At 66.9% G+C, this 18,908-nt stretch carries 18 protein-coding genes; 11 read left to right on the top strand and 7 right to left on the bottom strand.

Annotated features, from left to right (window positions below; translation table 11 throughout):
• Positions 1-89: 89 nt before the first annotated feature.
• On the bottom strand, positions 90-1,130 hold the full coding sequence (locus CG716_RS12470; protein ID WP_165774130.1) for an LLM class F420-dependent oxidoreductase: 1,041 nt from the start codon (positions 1,128-1,130) through the stop codon (positions 90-92).
• A 43-nt stretch (positions 1,131-1,173) separates the two neighbouring features.
• On the bottom strand, positions 1,174-2,025 hold the full coding sequence (locus tag CG716_RS12465) for a dienelactone hydrolase family protein (protein ID WP_094479927.1): 852 nt from the start codon (positions 2,023-2,025) through the stop codon (positions 1,174-1,176).
• Between the two features lie 54 nt (positions 2,026-2,079).
• Between CG716_RS12465 and glmS the strand changes: the two genes are divergently transcribed.
• A complete protein-coding gene (gene glmS / locus CG716_RS12460) occupies positions 2,080-3,948 on the top strand; it encodes a glutamine--fructose-6-phosphate transaminase (isomerizing) (RefSeq protein ID WP_094479925.1) in 1,869 nt (622 codons plus the stop codon).
• Positions 3,949-3,955: 7 nt separating this feature from the next.
• Here glmS and CG716_RS12455 read toward each other — a convergent pair whose 3' ends face one another.
• Complete coding sequence (locus tag CG716_RS12455) at positions 3,956-4,624, bottom strand: peroxiredoxin-like family protein (protein ID WP_207760662.1); 669 nt, start codon at positions 4,622-4,624, stop codon at positions 3,956-3,958.
• Positions 4,625-4,691: 67 nt separating this feature from the next.
• Positions 4,692-5,363, bottom strand: coding sequence for a TetR/AcrR family transcriptional regulator (locus CG716_RS12450; protein ID WP_234817826.1), 672 nt, complete (start codon positions 5,361-5,363; stop codon positions 4,692-4,694).
• Positions 5,364-5,517: 154 nt separating this feature from the next.
• Here CG716_RS12450 and CG716_RS12445 point away from each other — a divergent pair, with 154 nt between their 5' ends.
• The 3 genes from CG716_RS12445 to CG716_RS12435 are packed head-to-tail and all read left to right on the top strand — an operon-like array spanning position 5,518 to position 8,825.
• Complete coding sequence (locus CG716_RS12445; RefSeq protein WP_094479923.1) at positions 5,518-6,939, top strand: NAD(P)H-hydrate dehydratase; 1,422 nt, start codon at positions 5,518-5,520, stop codon at positions 6,937-6,939.
• A 12-nt stretch (positions 6,940-6,951) separates the two neighbouring features.
• Positions 6,952-8,331 (top strand): glutamate decarboxylase, encoded by a 1,380-nt coding sequence (gene gad / locus CG716_RS12440; protein WP_094479921.1) that lies wholly within the window; start codon positions 6,952-6,954, stop codon positions 8,329-8,331.
• Entirely contained in the window at positions 8,331-8,825 is a 495-nt protein-coding gene (locus tag CG716_RS12435) for a nitroreductase/quinone reductase family protein (protein ID WP_094479919.1), read from the top strand. Before gad ends, CG716_RS12435 begins: the two co-directional genes overlap by 1 nt.
• Here the strand turns inward: CG716_RS12435 and CG716_RS12430 are convergent.
• Positions 8,822-11,278 carry a GcvT family protein gene (locus CG716_RS12430; protein ID WP_094479917.1) on the bottom strand — a complete coding sequence of 819 codons (2,457 nt, stop codon included), beginning with the start codon at positions 11,276-11,278 and terminating at the stop codon, positions 8,822-8,824. The genes CG716_RS12435 and CG716_RS12430 overlap by 4 nt on opposite strands.
• A gap of 16 nt (positions 11,279-11,294) precedes the next feature.
• A complete protein-coding gene (locus CG716_RS12425; RefSeq protein ID WP_094479915.1) occupies positions 11,295-12,215 on the bottom strand; it encodes a phosphotransferase in 921 nt (306 codons plus the stop codon).
• Between the two features lie 69 nt (positions 12,216-12,284).
• On the opposite strand from CG716_RS12425, the gene CG716_RS12420 reads away from it, so the two are divergent.
• The gene (locus CG716_RS12420; RefSeq protein WP_094479913.1) at positions 12,285-13,016 is read left to right on the top strand and encodes an HAD family hydrolase; all 732 of its coding nucleotides are present in this window, start codon (positions 12,285-12,287) and stop codon (positions 13,014-13,016) included.
• On the opposite strand, the gene CG716_RS12415 is transcribed toward CG716_RS12420, so the two are convergent.
• Entirely contained in the window at positions 13,013-13,828 is an 816-nt protein-coding gene (locus tag CG716_RS12415; RefSeq protein WP_094479911.1) for a GntR family transcriptional regulator, read from the bottom strand. The genes CG716_RS12420 and CG716_RS12415 overlap by 4 nt on opposite strands.
• Before the next feature lie 96 nt (positions 13,829-13,924).
• On the opposite strand from CG716_RS12415, the gene alr reads away from it, so the two are divergent.
• The 6 genes from alr to tsaD all read left to right on the top strand — a co-directional run bounded on the left by alr (position 13,925) and on the right by tsaD (position 18,908).
• Positions 13,925-15,112 carry an alanine racemase gene (alr, locus tag CG716_RS12410; RefSeq protein ID WP_094480232.1) on the top strand — a complete coding sequence of 396 codons (1,188 nt, stop codon included), beginning with the start codon at positions 13,925-13,927 and terminating at the stop codon, positions 15,110-15,112.
• A 70-nt stretch (positions 15,113-15,182) separates the two neighbouring features.
• Positions 15,183-16,298, top strand: a complete 1,116-nt coding sequence (locus CG716_RS12405) for an alpha/beta fold hydrolase (RefSeq protein ID WP_420093191.1) — start codon at positions 15,183-15,185, stop codon at positions 16,296-16,298.
• A complete protein-coding gene (gene tsaE / locus CG716_RS12400) occupies positions 16,291-16,764 on the top strand; it encodes a tRNA (adenosine(37)-N6)-threonylcarbamoyltransferase complex ATPase subunit type 1 TsaE (RefSeq protein WP_094480230.1) in 474 nt (157 codons plus the stop codon). The genes CG716_RS12405 and tsaE overlap by 8 nt, the downstream gene beginning before the upstream one ends.
• Positions 16,761-17,399 carry a tRNA (adenosine(37)-N6)-threonylcarbamoyltransferase complex dimerization subunit type 1 TsaB gene (tsaB, locus tag CG716_RS12395; protein ID WP_094480234.1) on the top strand — a complete coding sequence of 213 codons (639 nt, stop codon included), beginning with the start codon at positions 16,761-16,763 and terminating at the stop codon, positions 17,397-17,399. Before tsaE ends, tsaB begins: the two co-directional genes overlap by 4 nt.
• Positions 17,396-17,857, top strand: a complete 462-nt coding sequence (gene rimI / locus CG716_RS12390) for a ribosomal protein S18-alanine N-acetyltransferase (RefSeq protein WP_094479909.1) — start codon at positions 17,396-17,398, stop codon at positions 17,855-17,857. Before tsaB ends, rimI begins: the two co-directional genes overlap by 4 nt.
• Positions 17,850-18,908 (top strand): tRNA (adenosine(37)-N6)-threonylcarbamoyltransferase complex transferase subunit TsaD, encoded by a 1,059-nt coding sequence (gene tsaD, locus CG716_RS12385; RefSeq protein WP_094479907.1) that lies wholly within the window; start codon positions 17,850-17,852, stop codon positions 18,906-18,908. Before rimI ends, tsaD begins: the two co-directional genes overlap by 8 nt.

Here is an 18,908-nt window from a genome sequence, read left to right as displayed (position 1 = left end):
CACCGACCGCGACCGTCTCGTCATACCCGTATCGCAGCGTCGCGTGCTGCGCCCAGCCGACGAGCAGCGTGCCGCGCGTCCACCCGTAATCAGGGCAGCAGCTGCTGCAATTCCTCGACCCACCTGATGTATTCGGCGGGGTCGGTGGTGGTCGGTGTGGCCAGCAGCGTGGTGACCCCCGCTTCGGCGAACGCGGCGATGCGTTCCGTGACGAAGCCGCGCGGACCGATCAGGTTGACGTGACGCACCAGCTCGTCTGGCACTGCGGCGATCGCCTCGGCCTTGCGACCGGACAGAAACAGGTCCTGGATGTGGTCAGCGACCTCACCGTAGCCGTACCGGGTGGCCAGCTTGTGGTAGAAGTTCTGGCCCTTGGCGCCCATGCCGCCGATGTAGAGCGCCAGATGTGGTTTGGCCCAGTTCAACCGCTCCTCAACGTCGTCGCCGATGGCCAGCGACACCCCGACCATCACGTCGAGGCTTCCGAGTTGGCTGTCGCGCTTGGCTTTTCCGGCACGCAACGCGTCACCCCAGACGTCGTCGGCTTTCTCCGGGTAGAAGAACACCGGCTGCCAGCCCTCGGCGATTTCGGCGGTCAGCTCGACGTTCTTCGGGCCGAGCGCGGCGATGGTGATTGGAATCCGTTCGCGCACAGGGCGGTTGATGATATGTAACGGCTTGCCCAGCCCGGTGCCGCGGTCGGCCGGCAGCGGGATCTGGTAGCTACGGCCCTGATGCTGCACGCGCTCACGGCGCCAGACCTGGCGACAGATGTCGACGACCTCGCGGGTGCGGCCCAGTGGCGCGTCGAACGGGACCCCGTGGAAGCCCTCGACCACCTGCGGGCCCGACGTGCCGATGCCAAGACTGAAGCGGCCGTCGGACACGAAGTCCAGTCCGGCTGCGGTCATCGCCAGCAGGGTCGGGGTCCGGGTGTAGATGGGGAAGACGCCCGAGCCCAGCTCGATCGTCGAGGTCTTGGCCGCCAGGTAGCCGAGCTGGCTGACGGCGTCGTAGGAGTAGGCCTCGGCGACGAGGGCGATGTCCACCCCGGCCTTCTCCAACACCACGATGTGCTCGACGGCCTCGCGGAAGCCGCCTGAATAGTCCAGAAAGATTCCGGTGCGCATCAGGAGGTTATATCACCAACCAGTTGGTTGGGTGGTTGCCGGGTTACCTGAGCAACGCGACGATCTGTTCCTCGGGAGTGACCGGCGGCGCCTCGGGGTCGAGCACCTCGGTTTTGGGCAGCTCGGCCTCGGGGTCGGCGAATTCCTTGTAGTCCTTGTCGCCGGTCAGGTGAAACAGCAGGAAGCCGGTCAGCAGCGCGCGTGCCGTCTTCTGGGTGCGCCGATCCGACCCCGGTAAGCCCAGGGTGCCGGCGAAGCGGCGCTTCTCGGCCAGCCCGGCGGACTCGGCCTTGCTGACGACATGCAGTACCGACCCCTTCCAGGCGCCGGCCAGGTCGAGGGCGTCGGTACGCAACGACTGCGGATCGTCGGGCGAGCTCAGCACCAGGCCGGGAACCTTCAGCGAGGCCGCAGGCTCGCGGGTCGGTGGTTTGGTGACCGTCGGGAACAACGCCGCGACCGCCTTCGGTGAGGTGGCGCCCGCCCCGGACAGGCCCGCCGCGGCGAACACCGCCGCTGAGCCGCCCAAACCGTGCCCCGCCAGGCCCAGCTTGGTGGGGTGCACGCTGATCTTGCCCGGGCCTAGTCGCACGCCGGTGATGATGTCGAGGGTGGTGCCCAGGTCGAACGCCAGGTTCAGCACCGAGGGGGCCAGGCCGCGCTCGGTGTCCGGCGCGGCGGCCACGATGCCCCACGACGCCAGATGCTCCAGCGTTTTCAGGTAGTGATCGACGTCTGTGAGCCAATCGTGGCCGAAGGCCACACCGGGCAGATTGAACCCCGACGCCGGGGTGTAGACGGTGCCGGGAAGTCCGGCAAAGGCCAGGTCACCGCGCAGAACCTGATGGGGACCGCGGCGAGTCAGTGCCGCGAAGAGCTTGCGTGTCCGGGCCACTCCACGAACCTAGCCCACGGGGGTGTGGCCGCTGCTGCACTACCCTTGATTGCCATGTGCGGAATCGTGGCTTACGTCGGGCATCGGCCCGCTCGGGGTGTCGTGGTCGACGCACTGCGACGGATGGAATACCGCGGCTACGACTCTTCGGGGCTTGCGCTGCTCGACGGTGACGGCGGTCTCACCGTGCGCCGCCGCGCCGGCCGACTGGCCAATCTCGAGGAAGCGCTGGCCGAAACGGATGCGGATGCGCTGACCGGAACCGCGGGCATGGGCCACACCCGCTGGGCCACCCACGGTCGCCCGACCGATCGCAATGCCCATCCGCATCGTGACGCGGCGGGCAAGTTCGCCGTCGTCCACAACGGCATCATCGAGAACTTCACCACCCTGCGCCAGGAACTGGAAGCCGATGGCGTCGAGTTCGCCAGCGACACCGACTCCGAGGTGGCCGTCCACCTGGTCGCCCATGCCTACCGGCAGGGCCCGACCGCGGGCGACTTCGAGGCGTCGGTGCTCTCGGTGCTGCGCCGGCTCGAGGGACATTTCACGCTGGTCTTCGCGCACGCCGACGACCCGGGCACCATCATCGCCGCGCGGCGATCCACCCCGTTGGTGGTCGGCATCGGCGACGGCGAGATGTTCCTCGGCTCCGATGTCGCCGCGTTCATCGAGTTCACCCGGGATGCTGTCGAACTCGGCCAGGACCAGGCGGTTGTGATTTCCGCCGACGGCTACCGGATCACCGACTTCAGCGGCAAAGATGACGCTGCCAATGCCCGGGTTTTTCATATCGACTGGGATTTGTCGGCCGCCGAAAAGGGTGGCTACGAGTACTTCATGCTCAAGGAGATCGCCGAGCAGCCGGCGGCTGTCGCCGACACGCTGCTGGGCCATTTCGTCGACGGCCGCATCGTGCTCGACGAGCAGCGGCTTAGCGATCAGGAACTGCGCGAAATCGACAAGGTCTTCATCGTCGCCTGCGGCACGGCGTTCCACTCCGGACTGCTGGCCAAGTACGCGATCGAACACTGGACGCGGCTGCCGGTGGAAGTCGAGCTGGCCAGCGAGTTTCGCTACCGCGACCCGGTCTTGGACCGCGGCACCCTGGTGATCGCGATCTCCCAGTCCGGCGAGACCGCCGACACGCTGGAAGCTGTACGGCACGCCAAGAGCCAGAAGGCCAAGGTGCTGGCGATCTGCAACACCAACGGCAGCCAGATCCCTCGCGAAGCCGACGCCGTGCTCTACACCCGTGCCGGACCCGAGATCGGGGTGGCCGCCACCAAGACGTTCCTCGCCCAGATCGCCGCCAACTACCTTGTCGGCCTGGCGCTGGCCCAGGCTCGCGGCACCAAATACCCCGACGAGGTCGAGCGGGAGTATCGCGAACTGGAGTCGATGCCGGACCTGGTGGCTCGCACGCTCGATCACATGGGGCCCATCACCGAGCTGGGTCAGCGGTTCGCCAAGTCGCCGACCGTGCTGTTCCTGGGCCGCCACGTCGGCTACCCGGTGGCCCTCGAAGGTGCGCTCAAGCTCAAGGAACTGGCTTACATGCACGCCGAAGGTTTCGCCGCCGGTGAGCTCAAGCACGGCCCGATCGCGCTGATCGAAGAGGGACTGCCCGTCATTGTGGTGATGCCGTCGCCGAAGAACGCCGCGACTCTGCACGCCAAGCTGCTGAGCAATATCCGGGAGATCCAGGCCCGGGGTGCGGTGACCATCGTGATCGCCGAAGAGGGTGACGACACGGTGCGCCCGTACGCCGATCACATCTTCGAAATCCCCTCGGTGTCAACGCTTTTCCAGCCGCTGCTGTCGACGGTGCCGCTGCAGGTGTTCGCCGCAGCGGTGGCTCGGGCCCGCGGTTACGACGTCGACAAGCCGCGCAACCTGGCCAAGTCCGTCACGGTCGAATAAGCGTCGCTCAGCCCAATTCGGCGACCGCGGCCAGGATCTCGGCAACCTCGGTACGGGTGGTGTAGTCGGGGTGGATGTCGCTCCAGGCGATCACGCCCTCACTGTCGATCACCAACACAGTCGGCATGGGCAACTCGTAGCCGCCGTCGGCATTGGCCTCGAGCAGATCGATACCCAGTTGCTTGGTCGCCGACCGAGACGCCTCCGACGGTGCGGTGACGATGCCGAGCGCGGAGGCGATCTGATTACCGGGGTCGGAGACCACGTCGAACGTCAAGGCGTTGGCCTCGGCGGTCGACAACGAGCCGTCTGGTTTCTGTGGACTGATGGCGATGAGCGGGATGCCGCGCTCGGCCAGTGCCGGCACCAGCTGGTCCTGGTAGGTCTTCAACGCCAGGTTGCAGTATGGGCACCAGGCGCCGCGATAGAACACCACCACGGCCGGGCGGCCATCGCGCAGTGAGCTGATGTTCGTCGGATTCCCTTGCACATCAAGCAGTTCCGGGTCGGGCAGCGGGGTGCCGGGCTGAGCGGCACCGGGGGCTGCGCCTTCGGCGACCATCCGCTTCTGATCTGCGGTGAACGCCTCGATGGCCTCGGCGGGTAGATGGCCGGCCATACCCTCCTGCAACTGGGCGACCTGGGCCGCGATCGTGACCGGTTCAGTGGTGGACACGCTGACTCCTCTCGTTCGTTCGCCTTCGAGAGTGTCGAGCAAAAAATGGAGTGTCAACACCAAAAAGTCAGCTCCGTCGGACGGCCAGGCGAGCCGCCTCGGTCAAGTGGGCGCCGATTTGGGTGATGACGGTGTCCATCGCGGCAGCGAGGGCGATTGTCTCGCGGTTGACCTGGCTGAGTAGCAGGCCGCCCTGGGTGGCGGCCAACAACGCCAGCGCCAGGCGGTCGGTGTCGGTGCCCGACGTGAATTGGCCCGCGGCTGCCATCGCCGCCAGACCGTCGCGCAGGACCCGTTCCCACTCGGCGAACCAGCGCGCCAGCTGAGCGCGGGCCAGCGCGTCTGTTTCCGACAGATCCGAGGCGAGCGAGCCCAGCGGGCATCCGCCGATGCAGTTCTGAGCTGTGCGAATGCCGACTACGAGATCGCGCCAACGCCAGAGGTCGTCCAGGCATGTCAGCCGGTCCAAGCCCAGATGTTGGACGTCGAGTACCCGTTGGCCCTGCAGTTCGATGACCGCGGCCACCAGCGCTGCCTTGTCGGCGAAGTAGTGGTATAGCTGAGACGAGCTCACGCCGGCGGCCGCTTGGATGTCCTCGATCGTGGTGCGGGCGACTCCTCGTGCCTGCATCAGATCTGCGGCCGCGGTGACGATCCGGTCTCGGGTCTGAAGTCCCTTCCGGGTCAGGCTGCGGCCGTTGACGGCTGCGGGGGGCCGCTCAGAATCTGGCTCGATCACTCCAAAAGAATAGCCGGGGTCGGCCAGTAGCCAGAGCGCGTGCCACCTCGCACGTTCGATCTCGGGCAGTTCCTGGAGCAACCGCGATCTGTCATGCGGTGCGAATACCCGGACTTCGCTGTTATCGCCCGTTCAGCACGTAGCCTTGGTGCCGATGCGGCACTACTACACCGCCGACACGATCCGCGCTGCCGAGGCGCCCCTGTTGGCCAGCTTGCCCGATGGTGTGCTGATGCGTCGTGCCGCCTACGGCCTGGCTGCCGCGATTGCCAAGGAACTGCGGGCCCGCACGGGCGCACTGGCCGGTCGCCACGTGTGCGCGGTCGTCGGATCGGGTGACAACGGTGGCGACGCATTGTGGTCGGCAACGTTCCTGCGCCGCCGGGGTGTGGCGGTGACCGCGGTGCTGCTCAACCCCGAACGCACCCACCCCAAGGCGTTGGCGGCCTTTCGGGCCGCAGGAGGCCGGGTGGTGCCCACCGTCCCGCCCGCGGCAGATCTGGTGATCGACGGGGTCGTCGGCATCTCGGGCACCGGCCCGCTACGGCCGGCGGCCGCCGAGCTGTTCGCCGCGGTCGAGGACGCCGGGATTCCGGTGGTGGCAGTCGACATTCCCAGCGGCATCGATGTGCAGACCGGTGCGATCACCGGTCCTGCGGTACGTGCCGCCCTCACCGTCACCTTCGGCGGACTCAAACCCGTTCATGCCCTGGCCGACTGCGGCCGCGTCGAACTCGTCGACATCGGGCTGGACCTGCCCCCCACCGATGTCGTGGGATTCGAGGCCGCCGACGTCAAGGCCCGCTGGCCGCTGCCGGGCGTGCATGACGACAAGTACAGCCAGGGAGTCACCGGCATCCTGGCCGGCTCCTCCACCTATCCCGGTGCCGCGATCCTGTGTACCGGGGCCGCGGTGGCCTCGACGTCTGGCATGAAGCGCTACGCCGGGTCGGCAGCGGCCGAGGTGGTGTCTCATTGGCCTGAGGTGGTGGCCGCACCGAACCCGCACGGGGCTGGCCGGGTTCAGGCCTGGGTCGTCGGGCCCGGTCTGGGGACCGATCAAAATGCTTTCGGGGCTTTGCATTTCGCTCTTGGCACCTCGCTGCCGGTGGTTGTCGACGCCGATGCCCTGACGATGCTGGCCGCGCAGCCTGATCTGGTGGCCGGGCGCACGGCTCCCACGGTGCTCACCCCGCACGCCGGCGAATTCGCCCGGCTCGCGGGCGCACCGCCGGGGGAGGACCGGGTGGCAGCCACCCGCAGGCTTACCGAAGCGTTCGGTGCCACCGTGCTGCTGAAGGGCAATGTCACCGTCATCGCCGACCCATCCGGCAAGACCTACCTGAACCCGGCAGGTGGGTCGTGGGCGGCGACCGCCGGATCCGGTGACGTGCTGTCCGGCATGATCGGGGCGCTGTTGGCCTCGGGGTTACCACCGATCGAGGCGGCTGCCGCTGCGGCGTTCGTGCACGCCCGGGCAGCCAACGCCTCGGCCGCCGACCCCGGCCCCGCCTCGGTACCCACGTCCGCCTCGCGCATCCTCGCCCATATTCGTCAAGCCATCGCAGAACTCTAGAAAGGACCCTTTGTGCCTCACGTCAAGTACCGTTCCCCGTCGATCGCACCGGCCTATACCGGGCGGCTGGCCAACGACCCCATTCCATCGCTGCGGTTACCCGATGATGCGATGGAACCCTCTGCGGCATACCGCTTCATCCACGACGAGCTGATGCTCGACGGCAGCTCGAGGCTCAACCTCGCGACGTTCGTCACGACATGGATGGACCCCGAGGCCGAGAAGCTGATGGCCGAGACGTTCGACAAGAACATGATCGACAAGGACGAGTACCCGGCGACGGCAGCCATCGAATCACGTTGCGTGGCAATGGTTGCCGATCTGTTTCACGCCGAGAACCTGCGCGACGACGACGCCTCCACGGCGGTCGGCGTGTCAACCATCGGTTCGTCGGAGGCGGTGATGCTCGGCGGGCTGGCGCTGAAGTGGCGGTGGAAGGAGCGCGTCGGTGACAAGTGGAAGGGCCGCACGCCCAACCTGGTGATGGGCTCCAACGTGCAGGTGGTGTGGGAGAAGTTCTGCCGCTATTTCGAAGTCGAGCCGCGCTACCTCCCGATGGCCGAGGATCGCTACGTCATCACCCCCGAGCAGGTCCTGGAGTACGTCGACGAGGACACCATCGGCGTGGTGGGGATCCTGGGCACCACCTACACCGGTGAGCTGGAGCCGATCGCGGACATCTGCGCTGCCCTGGACAAACTGCAGCAGGACAAGGGACTTGACATCCCGGTGCACGTGGATGCCGCCAGCGGCGGGTTCGTGGTGCCGTTCCTGCACCCCGACGTCAAGTGGGACTTCCGATTGCCACGGGTGGCCTCGATCAACGTCAGCGGCCACAAGTACGGGCTGACCTATCCGGGTATCGGATTCGTGGTGTGGCGCAACGCCGATTGTCTTCCCGAAGATCTGGTGTTCCGGGTCAACTACCTCGGCGGTGACATGCCGACGTTCACACTCAACTTCTCCCGCCCGGGCAACCAGGTGGTCGGCCAGTACTACAACTTCCTGCGGCTGGGCCGTGCCGGTTACACCCATGTGATGCAGTGCCTTGCGAGCACGGCCCGCTGGTTGTCCGATCAGCTGGAGGGTTGCGAGCACTTCGAGGTGATCTCCGACGGCTCGGCAATCCCGGTGGTGGCATTCCGGTTGAAGGGCGGCTTCGGCTACAACGAGTTCGACGTGTCGGCGGGGCTGCGCTCCTATGGCTGGCAGGTGCCCGCCTACACGATGCCCGAAGGCGCCGAGAATATTGCGGTGCTGCGGGTCGTGGTGCGTGAGGGCTTCTCGGCCGACCTGGCCCGCTCGCTGTGGGCGGACCTCAACGCTGTGCTCACCCATTTGGACGCGATCAAGCCCGACGGGTACTTCACCCAAGAACACTTCTCGCACTGATGGCTGACTCCGACGCCGCGGAAATACGCGCCAGCCGAGCGCAGTGGACGGCGCAGCACCTCGCGACGTACCTCGAATCCGGTGGCGCGCAGGGGCACATCCTCGACCTGAGCGATGTTGGTGGCCGCTCATTCACCACCCATTGCCTGATTCGCTATCCGGGACGCACGTCGGGTCAGCGCTACATAAAGCCACTGATCTACGGCAACTTCGGCGGTGAAATCGTGATCGTCGCGTCGAAAGGCGGCGCCGACAGTCATCCGCAGTGGTACCTGAACGTCGCGTCCGGCGACACGCTGGACGTGCAGATCGCCACCCAGGCGTTCGAGGCCGGCTGGCGCGAACCGGAAGGTGATGAACGGCATCAGGTGTGGGAGTACATGTGTCACCTGTATCCGCCCTACATCACGTATCAGCAGTCCACGAGTCGACGGATTCCGGTCGTCATGTTGAATCTGCTGCGACCGACGACAACATTCAACGCCGAAAGCTAGCGGACCCGCTCATTGGCGGGGTCGTAGATGGCCTTGAGTGACACGGTGATCGGGTACGTTTCGCCGCCGACATTGACGGCGTAGGAGCCTGCCCGCACCCAGTCGGGAGTGACGACCGCGTCGTCGGCGGATCTGACGTAACCGAGCCCGACGCAGGCGCCGGTGGTCGCGCCCCACGCCGCCGAAGTGACCTGTCCGGCGACGGCGCCGTCGCGCAGGATCAGCTCACCGCCCCACAGCATCGGCTCGGGCGAGTTGACGGCGAAGCTGACCAGCCGCCGGCGTGGCCCTTCGGCTTTGGCCTTCTCCACCGCTACGCGGCCCAGAAAGTCGATATCGGAGGAGAGTTTGCAGGCGAACAGCAGCCCGGCCTCGACGGGATTCTCGCTGGGCGTCAGTTCCCGGCCAAAGGCCCGGTAGCCCTTCTCCAGACGCATCGACTCGATTGCGTAGTAGCCGCCGCGGGCGATACCGAACCGCTCGCCGGCCGACAGCAGAACCTCGTACACGCCCACCGCGAACTCGGCGGGAACGTAGAGTTCCCAACCCAGTTCGCCCACATAGGTGATCCGGGTCGCCCGCACCGTCGCGTAGCCCAGCGAGATCAGCCGGCTGGTGGCGAACGGGAATGCGGTGTCGGACAGGTCCGCGTCGGTGAGGCTGCCGAGCAGCTCGCGTGACTTTGGGCCCATGACCCCGAAGACCGCCATCGACGATGTGACGTCGACCAGTTCGGCGTGCGCCCCGGCCGGCAGGTTCTTGCGGATGTGATCCTTGTCCCGCTCGGTGGTGGCCGCGCTGCTCACGATCAGGAACTCCTGCGCGCCCGTGCGCGTGACGGTGACATCCGACTCATAAGTGCCGCGCTCGTTGAGCATGCCGGTGTACACCGATTTGCCCACCGGCACAGCCACATCCGCCGTGCACAGCCACTGCAGCGCGGCCTCGGCGTCCGGCCCGGCCAGCACATACTTGGAGAACGAGGTCTGGTCGAACACCGCGACGCCGGTACGGGTACTGACCTGCTCGGCCGCCGACCAGGGTAGCCAGTTCTGCTTACCCCAGGAATATTCGATAACCGGCTCGCTGCCCGCCGGGGCGAAGAAGTTGGCCCGCTCCCAGCCCATCCGGCTGCCGAAGTTCGCTCCTCCGGCGGCCAGCAGATGGTGCACCGGCGACCGGCGGAACGGCCGTGCGGTCGCCAGTTCGCGGTTGGGCCAGGGAATCTCGTAGTGCACGCCCAGAATCTCGGCCACCCGGTCGTGAAGCCAGGCCACGTTGCCGTTGAACGGTGCGAAGCGCCGGATGTCGACACTGGTGAGGTCGGACGTAGGGGAGCCGTTGACGATCCACTCCGCCAGCGCCCGGCCGGCGCCGCCGGCCGAGGCGATACCCACCGAGTTGAACCCGGCGCCGACAAAGAAATTCGCGCATTCGGGCGCTTCACCGAGGATGAACTGGTTGTCCGGGGTGAAACTCTCGGGCCCGTTGTAGAGCTTCTTCAACCCGGTGTGCTCCAGGTCTGGGATGCGCAACAGAGCGTTGTTCATCAGGATCTCGAAGTGCTCCCAATCCTCCTCCAGGAGCTGGAATTCAAAGGGGTAAGGGATCTTGTCCGGAGCCACCCACGGCTTGGCTTCCGGTTCGAATCCACCGATAACCAGACCCCCGACTTCCTCCTTGAAGTAGGTGTAGCCGTCGGGATCACGCAGGATCGGCAAGTCGGGGTGCACGCCGGCGATGGTCTCGGTGACGACGTAGAAGTGCTCGGCGGAGTACAGCGGCACGTTCACCCCGGCCAGCGCGCCGATCGCCTTGGCCCACTGTCCGGCGCAGTTGACCACAATTTCGGCTTCGATATCACCGGCGTCGGTGCGCACGCCGGTCGCTCGTCCGTCTGCGGTGAGTACGTCGAGCACCCGGACGTGTTCGACGACCTTGGCGCCTCGCTGACGGGCGCCCTTGGCCAGCGCCATCGTCAGGTCCGTCGGGTTGGCCTTGCCGTCAGCCGGCAGCCAGATCGCTCCGACCAGATCGTCCACTCGCATCACCGGGTAGCGTTCGAAAGCCTCATCAGGACTGAGCAGTTCGCAGTCGAGCTGGTAAGCGGCCGCATTGGCCGCAGTGCGGCGCAGCTGCGTCATCCGGTCTTCGGTGCGAGCCACCGTCACGCCGCCGCACTGCTTATACCCGGCGCTCAGACCTGTCTCGGCCTCCAGCTCGGCGTACAGCTGGGTGGAGTACTGGACCAGTCGGGTGCCGCTCTCCGACGCGCGCAGCTGCCCGACCAAACCCGCCGCATGCCAGGTTGTTCCGCACGAAAGCTGGCCCTGTTCGAGGAGCACGATATCGGTGCGGCCCAACTTGGTGAGGTGGTAGGCGACGCTGGTGCCGATGACACCGCCGCCGATGATGACGATCTGAGCGCGGCCGGGTAGCTCTTGGGTCGACATGTATTCCTATCGGTCGTCAGTCGGGTGCTTGTGCGTCGGCGAGAAGGCGTGGGAAGTCCGGCCCCCGGAACTCGGCGACCGCGGACTCGTAGCGCTCCATCGCCCATCCCCAGAAGTCGAAATCCAAGTCACTGGAGCCGTTCTGGATGCAACCCCAGAGGGTCCAGCCGTACTTGCCGACGATTCCCTGCAGCCGGGCTCGCGCGGTCTTGTGCCGCAACCGGCGGCCGTAGTAGAGCGTTACCAGTTCTTCGAGTTGGTCGGTGGACAGCCCGCACTCGGCCCAGATGTTGCCCAGCTCGAAGCACGGATCGTTGTTGCCCGAATACTCGTAGTCGATCAGCCAGACCTTCTCACCGGTGTCGACGAAGTTGCCCGCCAGCAGGTCGTTGTTGCATGGCACGGTGATGTGCCCGGCTGACCCGAGAATCCGCCTGATCGCCGAGAACTCGCGGGTGAAATACAAATAGTCGGTCGGTATCCGGAACCCGTGTTCCTGCACCACCTTCAGGTAGGCAGGTTGACGCTCGAACATGTTGAACTGGTCGCGGAAGCGCGGTCCGGCGTGCAGTGCCTGGCAGCCGGCAGCCACCCGCGCCAGCACATCGGGCCGCTGCATGTCGGCATTGGTCAAGGTGGTGCCTTCGAGGAAGCCCACCAATAGGACACCGAGGTCGGGGCGGTAGTCGATCACCGGCGCTCCGACGCCGGCCTGTTCGGCCGCCTTGCTGTTGTAGTACTCGTTGTCGCGATCGATGCCGAGAAGGTTCGTGCTGTTGACGCTGCAGCGGGCGACGTAAATTCCAGAAGGCGTGGTGATCTTGATGTTGCGGTTGGTCAGACCGCCGGAAAGCTCCTCGAGTTGGCGGGGCCGCCCGGCCAGGACCGGCAGCTGTCCCAGCAGCGCATCCAGTTCCGGGTCGGACAGGAACGGCATACAGGACATCCTTGCGCCGGGAGGGGCATCGCGTCTAAAAGACTAGACCATTGACTAATGGGGGCGCCAATGCTTGACTCGGCCGTGCCGTCGTACCCCCATGCCCACTCGGCCCGCGAGGTCATCTCGGCTTGGGCCTGCACCGTGCGCCCCGCGGTGATCTTCGACTTCAACGGAACGCTGTCCGACGACGAGCCGATCCTGTTCCGCATCTTCAGTGAGCTGTTCGGCGAGCACCTGAACTGGGCTATGACCCAACAGGACTACGACCGCCACCTCTTGGGCCATAGCGACCGCGAGATCGTCGAGAAAGCTCTGGAGATCAGCGGTGCCCGCGACCGCGACGTCGACGCACTGCTCGCCCTGCGCAAGCGGCGCTACTGTGAACTGGTCGCCGACGACAACCCGATCCGGCCCGACACGGTGCGCCTTGTGCGGCGGCTGGCCGATCATGGGGTTCCGCTGGCCATCGTCACCGGCGCTCAGCGCGACGACGTCCGCGCCGTCCTGTCCAACAGCCCGGTCGGGGAGTTGATCGGCGTGGTCGTCGCCGAGGAAGACGTCACCCGCGGCAAGCCCGATCCGGAGGGATTTCTCGCCGGTGCCAGCCAACTGGGTTGCGCACCAACGAATATTCTGGTTTTCGAGGACTCGGTGCCCGGTGTTCAGGCTGCATTAGCGGCCGGGATGCGTTGTGTCGCGGTTGGTCTCGCGCCCAGCGACGAACTGATGGCCGTCGCGCCGGCTTTGGTTCCGCGTCTTTCGCCCGACATCGTCGGGCACGTGCTACGTGAATCCTAGGACGCCGGCGAGGTCTCCACCTCGGCGTCGGGACCGCGGTCGACACCGGAGCGCACCCGGATGCGGGTTCGGTCAGAGCGGAAGTAGTCGTGGGAGAATTCCACCGGAATATCGTTGCGGTCGTATGCGGTTCGTGTCACCGACAGCAATGGGTCGCCCGCGGCCACCCCCAGGAGTTCGGCCGACGAGTCGGTTGCCGGGACCGCCTCGATGTGCTCGTCGGCGGCGAACAACGGGGTGTCGAAGTCCTCGGCCATGAGCGCGTACACCGAGCCGGTGAGGTCGGCGGACAGCAGGCCGGGGAACCGCGCGGCCGGCAGGTAGGTCTGCTCCAGCAGCACCGGGGTGCTGTTGGCCGATCGCATACGGATGATCTCGTGCACGTGGGCGCCTCGTTTGAGCTTCAAGGCCTGCCGAACCTCGGACGACGGCGGGCGGGTGACCGCCTTGATCACCCGCGCACCGGCGGACATGTCCAGCCGGCGCAGCTGCTCGGTGAAGCCCGGCAGCCCGATGTGGTCGAACTCCAAGCGCGGCGTCTCGACGAAATTCCCGCCGAACCGTCCCCGGCTGCGCCGGATGAGCCCCTTGGCCTCGATGGCCGCCAGTGCCTGCCGCAGCGTCATTCTGCTCACGCCCAGTGCGCCGGCGATCTCCACCTCGGAGGGCAGCTTGTCGCCAGGTGTCAGCCGCCCGGAGACGATCAGTTTCTCCAGCCAGGTGGCGATTCGGGAGTGGGCCGGCTGCTCGGAGGGGCCGCCGAGGTCCGGCCGCGCGGCCAGGACGGCGTCGTCGATCGACAGCACCCGCATCCCGCCGACTCTACCGCCCCTGAACGCCACGAAATGACAGGTCAGCGCCCTATGCAGGCTCCGGTGCCGGTTTCTGGGACAATTGGCGGCGGTGACATGAACATGCACACGACATCGTTGACCCCGTCGACGCAAACCCAGGTTTCCGGTCCAGGCGCCGAAGCGCTCATCGATCTCGGGGCGATCGCGCACAATGTGCGCGTTTTGCGCGAGTACGCCGGGTCCGCCCAGGTGATGGCAGTCGTCAAAGCCGACGCCTACGGCCATGGCGCGGTCCAGGCTGGCAGTGCGGCGGTGGCAGCCGGTGCCGCGGAGCTCGGCGTCGCCACCATCGACGAGGCGCTGGCGCTGCGGGCGGGCGGCATCACGGCGCCCGTGCTGTCCTGGCTGCATCCGCCCGGCACCGATTTCGGGCCGGCTCTGTCGGCCGACGTGCAGGTTGCCGTGTCGTCGGTGCGGCAGGTCGCCGAGCTGCTCGACGCCGTCGAGCGCACCGGACGCACGGCCGAGGTCACGATCAAGGTGGATACCGGGCTCAACCGCAACGGGGTCAGTTCCGCCGACTACCCGAAGGTGCTCACCGAATTGCAACGCGCCGTGGCCGCCGATGCGATCCGGCTGCGCGGTGTCATGTCCCACCTGGCCAACGGTGACGTCCCCGACGATCCGCTCAATGACCGTCAGGCGCAACGCTTTACCGAGATGATCGGCGAAGCGCGCAGGCGTGGAATCGAATTCGAGGTAGCCCACCTGTCGAACTCGCCGTCGGCGATGACGCGGCCCGACCTGGGTTTTGACATGGTCCGCCCTGGCATCGCGGTGTACGGGCTGAGCCCGATCCCCGACCGCGGGGATATGGGACTTCGCCCGGCGATGACACTGAAATGTGCGGTGACGATGGTCAAACCGGTCAAGGCCGGTGACGGCGTGTCCTATGGGCATACCTGGATCGCTGAGCGGGACACCAACCTGGCATTGCTGCCCATCGGTTACGCCGACGGTCTGTACCGTCCACTCGGTGGGCGGATCGACGTGCTGATCAACGGCCGGCTGCGCCGCAGCGTAGGACGGGTCTGTATGGACCAGTTCGTCGTAGACCTCGGCCCCGGTGAGCCCGGCGTGGCCGAGGGCGACGAAGCAATCCTGTTCGGCCCCGGCACATCCGGCGAGCCGACCGCCCAGGACTGGGCTGATCTGCTAGGCACCATCCACTACGAGGTAGTCACCAGCCCGCGCGGTCGCGTGGTGCGCACCTATCGGGAGGCCGACGCTGGTGGGCAGTGACGACGAGACCAAATCAGAACGCGGGATCGATGCACGGCTGGCACGCCGCGCTGCCAAGAGTGCCGAGCGGCTGGCCCGCAAGGCCGACCATCCAAGTCTCGGTGTGGGCAAGAAGGCCGGGCTGCTGGCCGGGGTCGCCGGATTGGGTGCAGTGGGCACTGTCGCCGGGGTGTCGGCGGCCCGCGCGTTCGGGCACCGTTCCGCCGTCGAAGACATCTACCATCGTGAGGATTTCGGGCTGCTGGAAGCCGACCGCGGTTGCGTGGTCACCACGCCCGACGGGATCCCGCTCGTGGTGCGCGAAGTCGGTCCGGCCGCCGCACCGCTGACAGTGGTGTTCGCCCATGGGTTCTGCCTGCAGATGGGATCGTTCCATTTTCAGCGCGCGGCCCTGGCCGAGCGTTGGGGCGATCAGGTCCGGATGGTGTTTTACGACCAGCGTGGCCATGGCCAGTCCAGCCCCGCCCCGGTCGAAACCTACACCGTGACCCAGCTGGGCCAGGACCTGGAAACCATTCTGCAAGTGATGGTGCCGCGCGGACCGGTCGTCCTTGTCGGGCATTCGATGGGCGGCATGACGGTGCTCTCACACGCCCGCCAGTTCCCCAAGCAGTACGGCAGCCGCGTCGTCGGCGCGGCGCTGATCTCGTCGGCGTCGGAGGGGCTGTCCCGCTCGCCGCTGGGCGAGATCCTGCAGAACCCCGCTCTGGAGGCGGTGCGCTTCGCGGCGCGCTACGCCCCCAAGCTGGTTCACCGCACCCGCGGCGCGGCACGGTCGGTGATCCGCCCGATCCTGCGCGCGGCCTCCTACGGCGACGACCATATGAGCCCGAGCGTTGTGGCCTTCTCCGAGAAGATGATTCACGACACCCCAGTAGCCACCCTGGTCGAGTTCCTCCACGCGCTGGAAGTGCACGACGAAAGCGCGGCGCTGCCCGTGTTGGCTCGGATCCCGACGTTGATCGCCTGCGGCGACCACGACGTGCTGACCCCCGTGGTGTACTCCGAGGAGATGGCCGATGTGCTGCCGGACAGCGACCTGCTCATCGTCGGCGGCGCCGGTCATCTGGTGCAGCTCGAGCAACCCGAGCTGATCAACGACGCTTTGGTGGAACTGGTCGAACGCGCGACCCCGTCGAAACTCATCGCCTTCACCCGCCGGCTCAAGGACCGTGCCCGTGGATAGGACGCAGGTGGACGCGGGCACCCGCGAGCTGCCCACCGTAGAAGACACCATCGCGCTGGGCGAACAACTGGGCCGGCAGCTGCGAGCCGGCGACGTCGTCGTGCTCTCCGGGCCGCTCGGAGCGGGAAAGACCGCTTTCGCCAAAGGCATTGCGCTCGGCATGGACGTCGAGGGACCGGTCACGTCGCCGACATTCGTCTTGGCCCGGGTGCATCGGGCGCGACGCCCCGGACACCCCGAACTGGTGCACGTCGACGTCTACCGGCTGCTCGAGCACACCGGTGCTGACCTGCTGGCCGAACTGGACTCGCTGGATCTCGACGCCGACCTCGACGACGCCGTCGTCGTGGTCGAGTGGGGTGAGGGCCTGGCCGAACGGCTCTCCGATAACCACCTGGACATCACGCTGGCGCGCAGCGCCGACAACGAGGTGCGTACCGCGACATGGCGGTGGAGCCACGGATGACCCACAACGTTCTCGTGATCGACACCGCCACACCGGCCGTCACCGCCGCCGTGGTTGTCCGGGGCGACGGCCTTGCCGTGGCGGGCGAGCGGATCACCCTCGACGCCCGTGCTCACGCCGAGACGCTGACTCCCAATGTGGTGGCAGCCGTAGCCGACGCGGGCTTGACGATGGCCGACCTGGACGCCGTCGTCGTCGGTTGTGGCCCAGGGCCGTTCACCGGTCTGCGCGTCGGGATGGCCACCGCGGCCGCCTACGGGCACGCGCTGAAGCTGCCGGTGTATGGCGTGTGCAGCCTGGATGCCATCGGCATCGAGACCAGCGGCGACGTGCTGGTAGTGACCGATGCCCGCCGCCGCGAGGTCTACTGGGCGCGGTATCGCGACGGGGTACGCATTGAAGGTCCTGACGTCGCTGCGGCTGTTGACGTTCCGATCGGTGATGCCGAGACTGTGGCAGGCTCACCGGAGCACACCGCGATGTTCGCTCTAAACCGTATCGGTCCTGCCTACCCGACGGCGACGGGTCTGGTTGCCGCCATTGTTGATTGGGATGCCGAACCGGAGCCGCTGGTGCCGTTGTATCTGCGCCGCCCGGATGCCAAAACCCTCGCCGAACGAGGTGTCCTGCGATGAACGTCAGCTACGGCCCGCTGCACGAGAACGACGCCGCCCGCTGCGCCGAGCTGGAGAACCAGTTGTTTGACGGGGACGACCCATGGCCCGATTTCGCGTTCATCCGTGAGCTGGCCGCCCCGCACAACCGGTACGTGGCAGCCCGGGTCGAGGACAAACTGGTCGGCTACGCGGGCATTTCCCGGCTCGGCCGCGCGGCGCCATTCGAGTACGAAATCCACACCGTCGGAGTCGATCCCGCCTATCAGGGGCACGGGATCGGGCGGCGGATGATGACCGAACTGCTCGGTGCCGTCGGTCCGGATTCGACGGTGTATCTGGAGGTCCGCACCGACAACGAGGCTGCGATTGGGTTGTACACCAGCCTGGGCTTCGCACGAGTCGGCGTGCGCAAGCGCTACTACCGGGTCAGCGGCGCCGACGCCTACACCATGCGACGGGATCCGGCCCATGTCTAACCACGAGTCGATTCGCTCCAGCCCGCCGAGCATCATCCTGGCCATCGAAAGTTCATGTGATGAAACGGGAGTCGGTATCGCCCGGCTCGACGACGACGGCACCATCACTCTGCTGGCCGACGAGGTCGCCTCCAGCGTCGACGAGCACGCCCGTTTCGGCGGGGTCGTGCCAGAGATCGCCTCACGTGCTCACCTGGAAGCCCTCGGCCCGACCATGCGTCGCGCACTGCAGACTGCGGGCATCGACAAACCCGACGTCGTCGCGGCCACCATCGGACCCGGACTGGCCGGGGCGTTGCTGGTTGGCGTGGCCGCCGCCAAGGCCTACGCCGCGGCGTGGGGTGTGCCGTTCTACGCCGTCAACCACCTCGGCGGGCATCTGGCCGCCGACGTCTACGACCACGGCCCGCTGCCGGAATGCGTTGGCCTGCTGGTGTCGGGCGGACACACCCATCTGCTGCACGTGCGCTCCCTCGGTGAGCCGATCATCGAACTCGGGAGCACTGTCGACGACGCGGCGGGGGAGGCTTACGACAAGGTGGCCCGCCTGCTCGGCCTGGGCTATCCGGGTGGGCGGCCGCTCGACGAGTTGGCCCGCACCGGTAACCGCGATGCGATCGTGTTCCCGCGCGGGATGACCGGTCCGCGTGATGAGCGGTTCGCGTTCTCGTTCTCCGGGCTCAAGACCGCCGTCGCCCGGTACGTCGAAAGCCATCCCGACGCCCCGACCGCCGATGTCGCCGCGGGATTCCAGGAGGCCGTCGCCGATGTGCTGACCGCGAAGGCGGTGCGCGCAGCCGGTGAGCTGGGGGTGTCGACGCTGCTGATTGCCGGTGGAGTGGCAGCCAACTCGCGGCTGCGCGAACTGGCCGAAGAGCGTTGTGCAGCAGCGGGTTTGACGTTACGGATCCCGCGACCACGGTTGTGCACCGACAATGGGGCGATGATCGCCTCATTCGCCGCGCACCTCATCGCGGCCGGTGCCGCGCCGTCCCCGCTGGATGTGCCCAGCGACCCCGGCCTGCCGGTGCTGAACGGCCAGGTGGCATGA

Origin of the sequence: Mycolicibacterium sphagni (genome assembly GCF_002250655.1) — a bacterium.
Lineage (GTDB): Bacteria > Actinomycetota > Actinomycetes > Mycobacteriales > Mycobacteriaceae > Mycobacterium > Mycobacterium sphagni.
The sequence above is the reverse complement of the archived record's forward strand: the minus strand, read 5'-3'. Positions and strand labels throughout refer to the sequence as shown.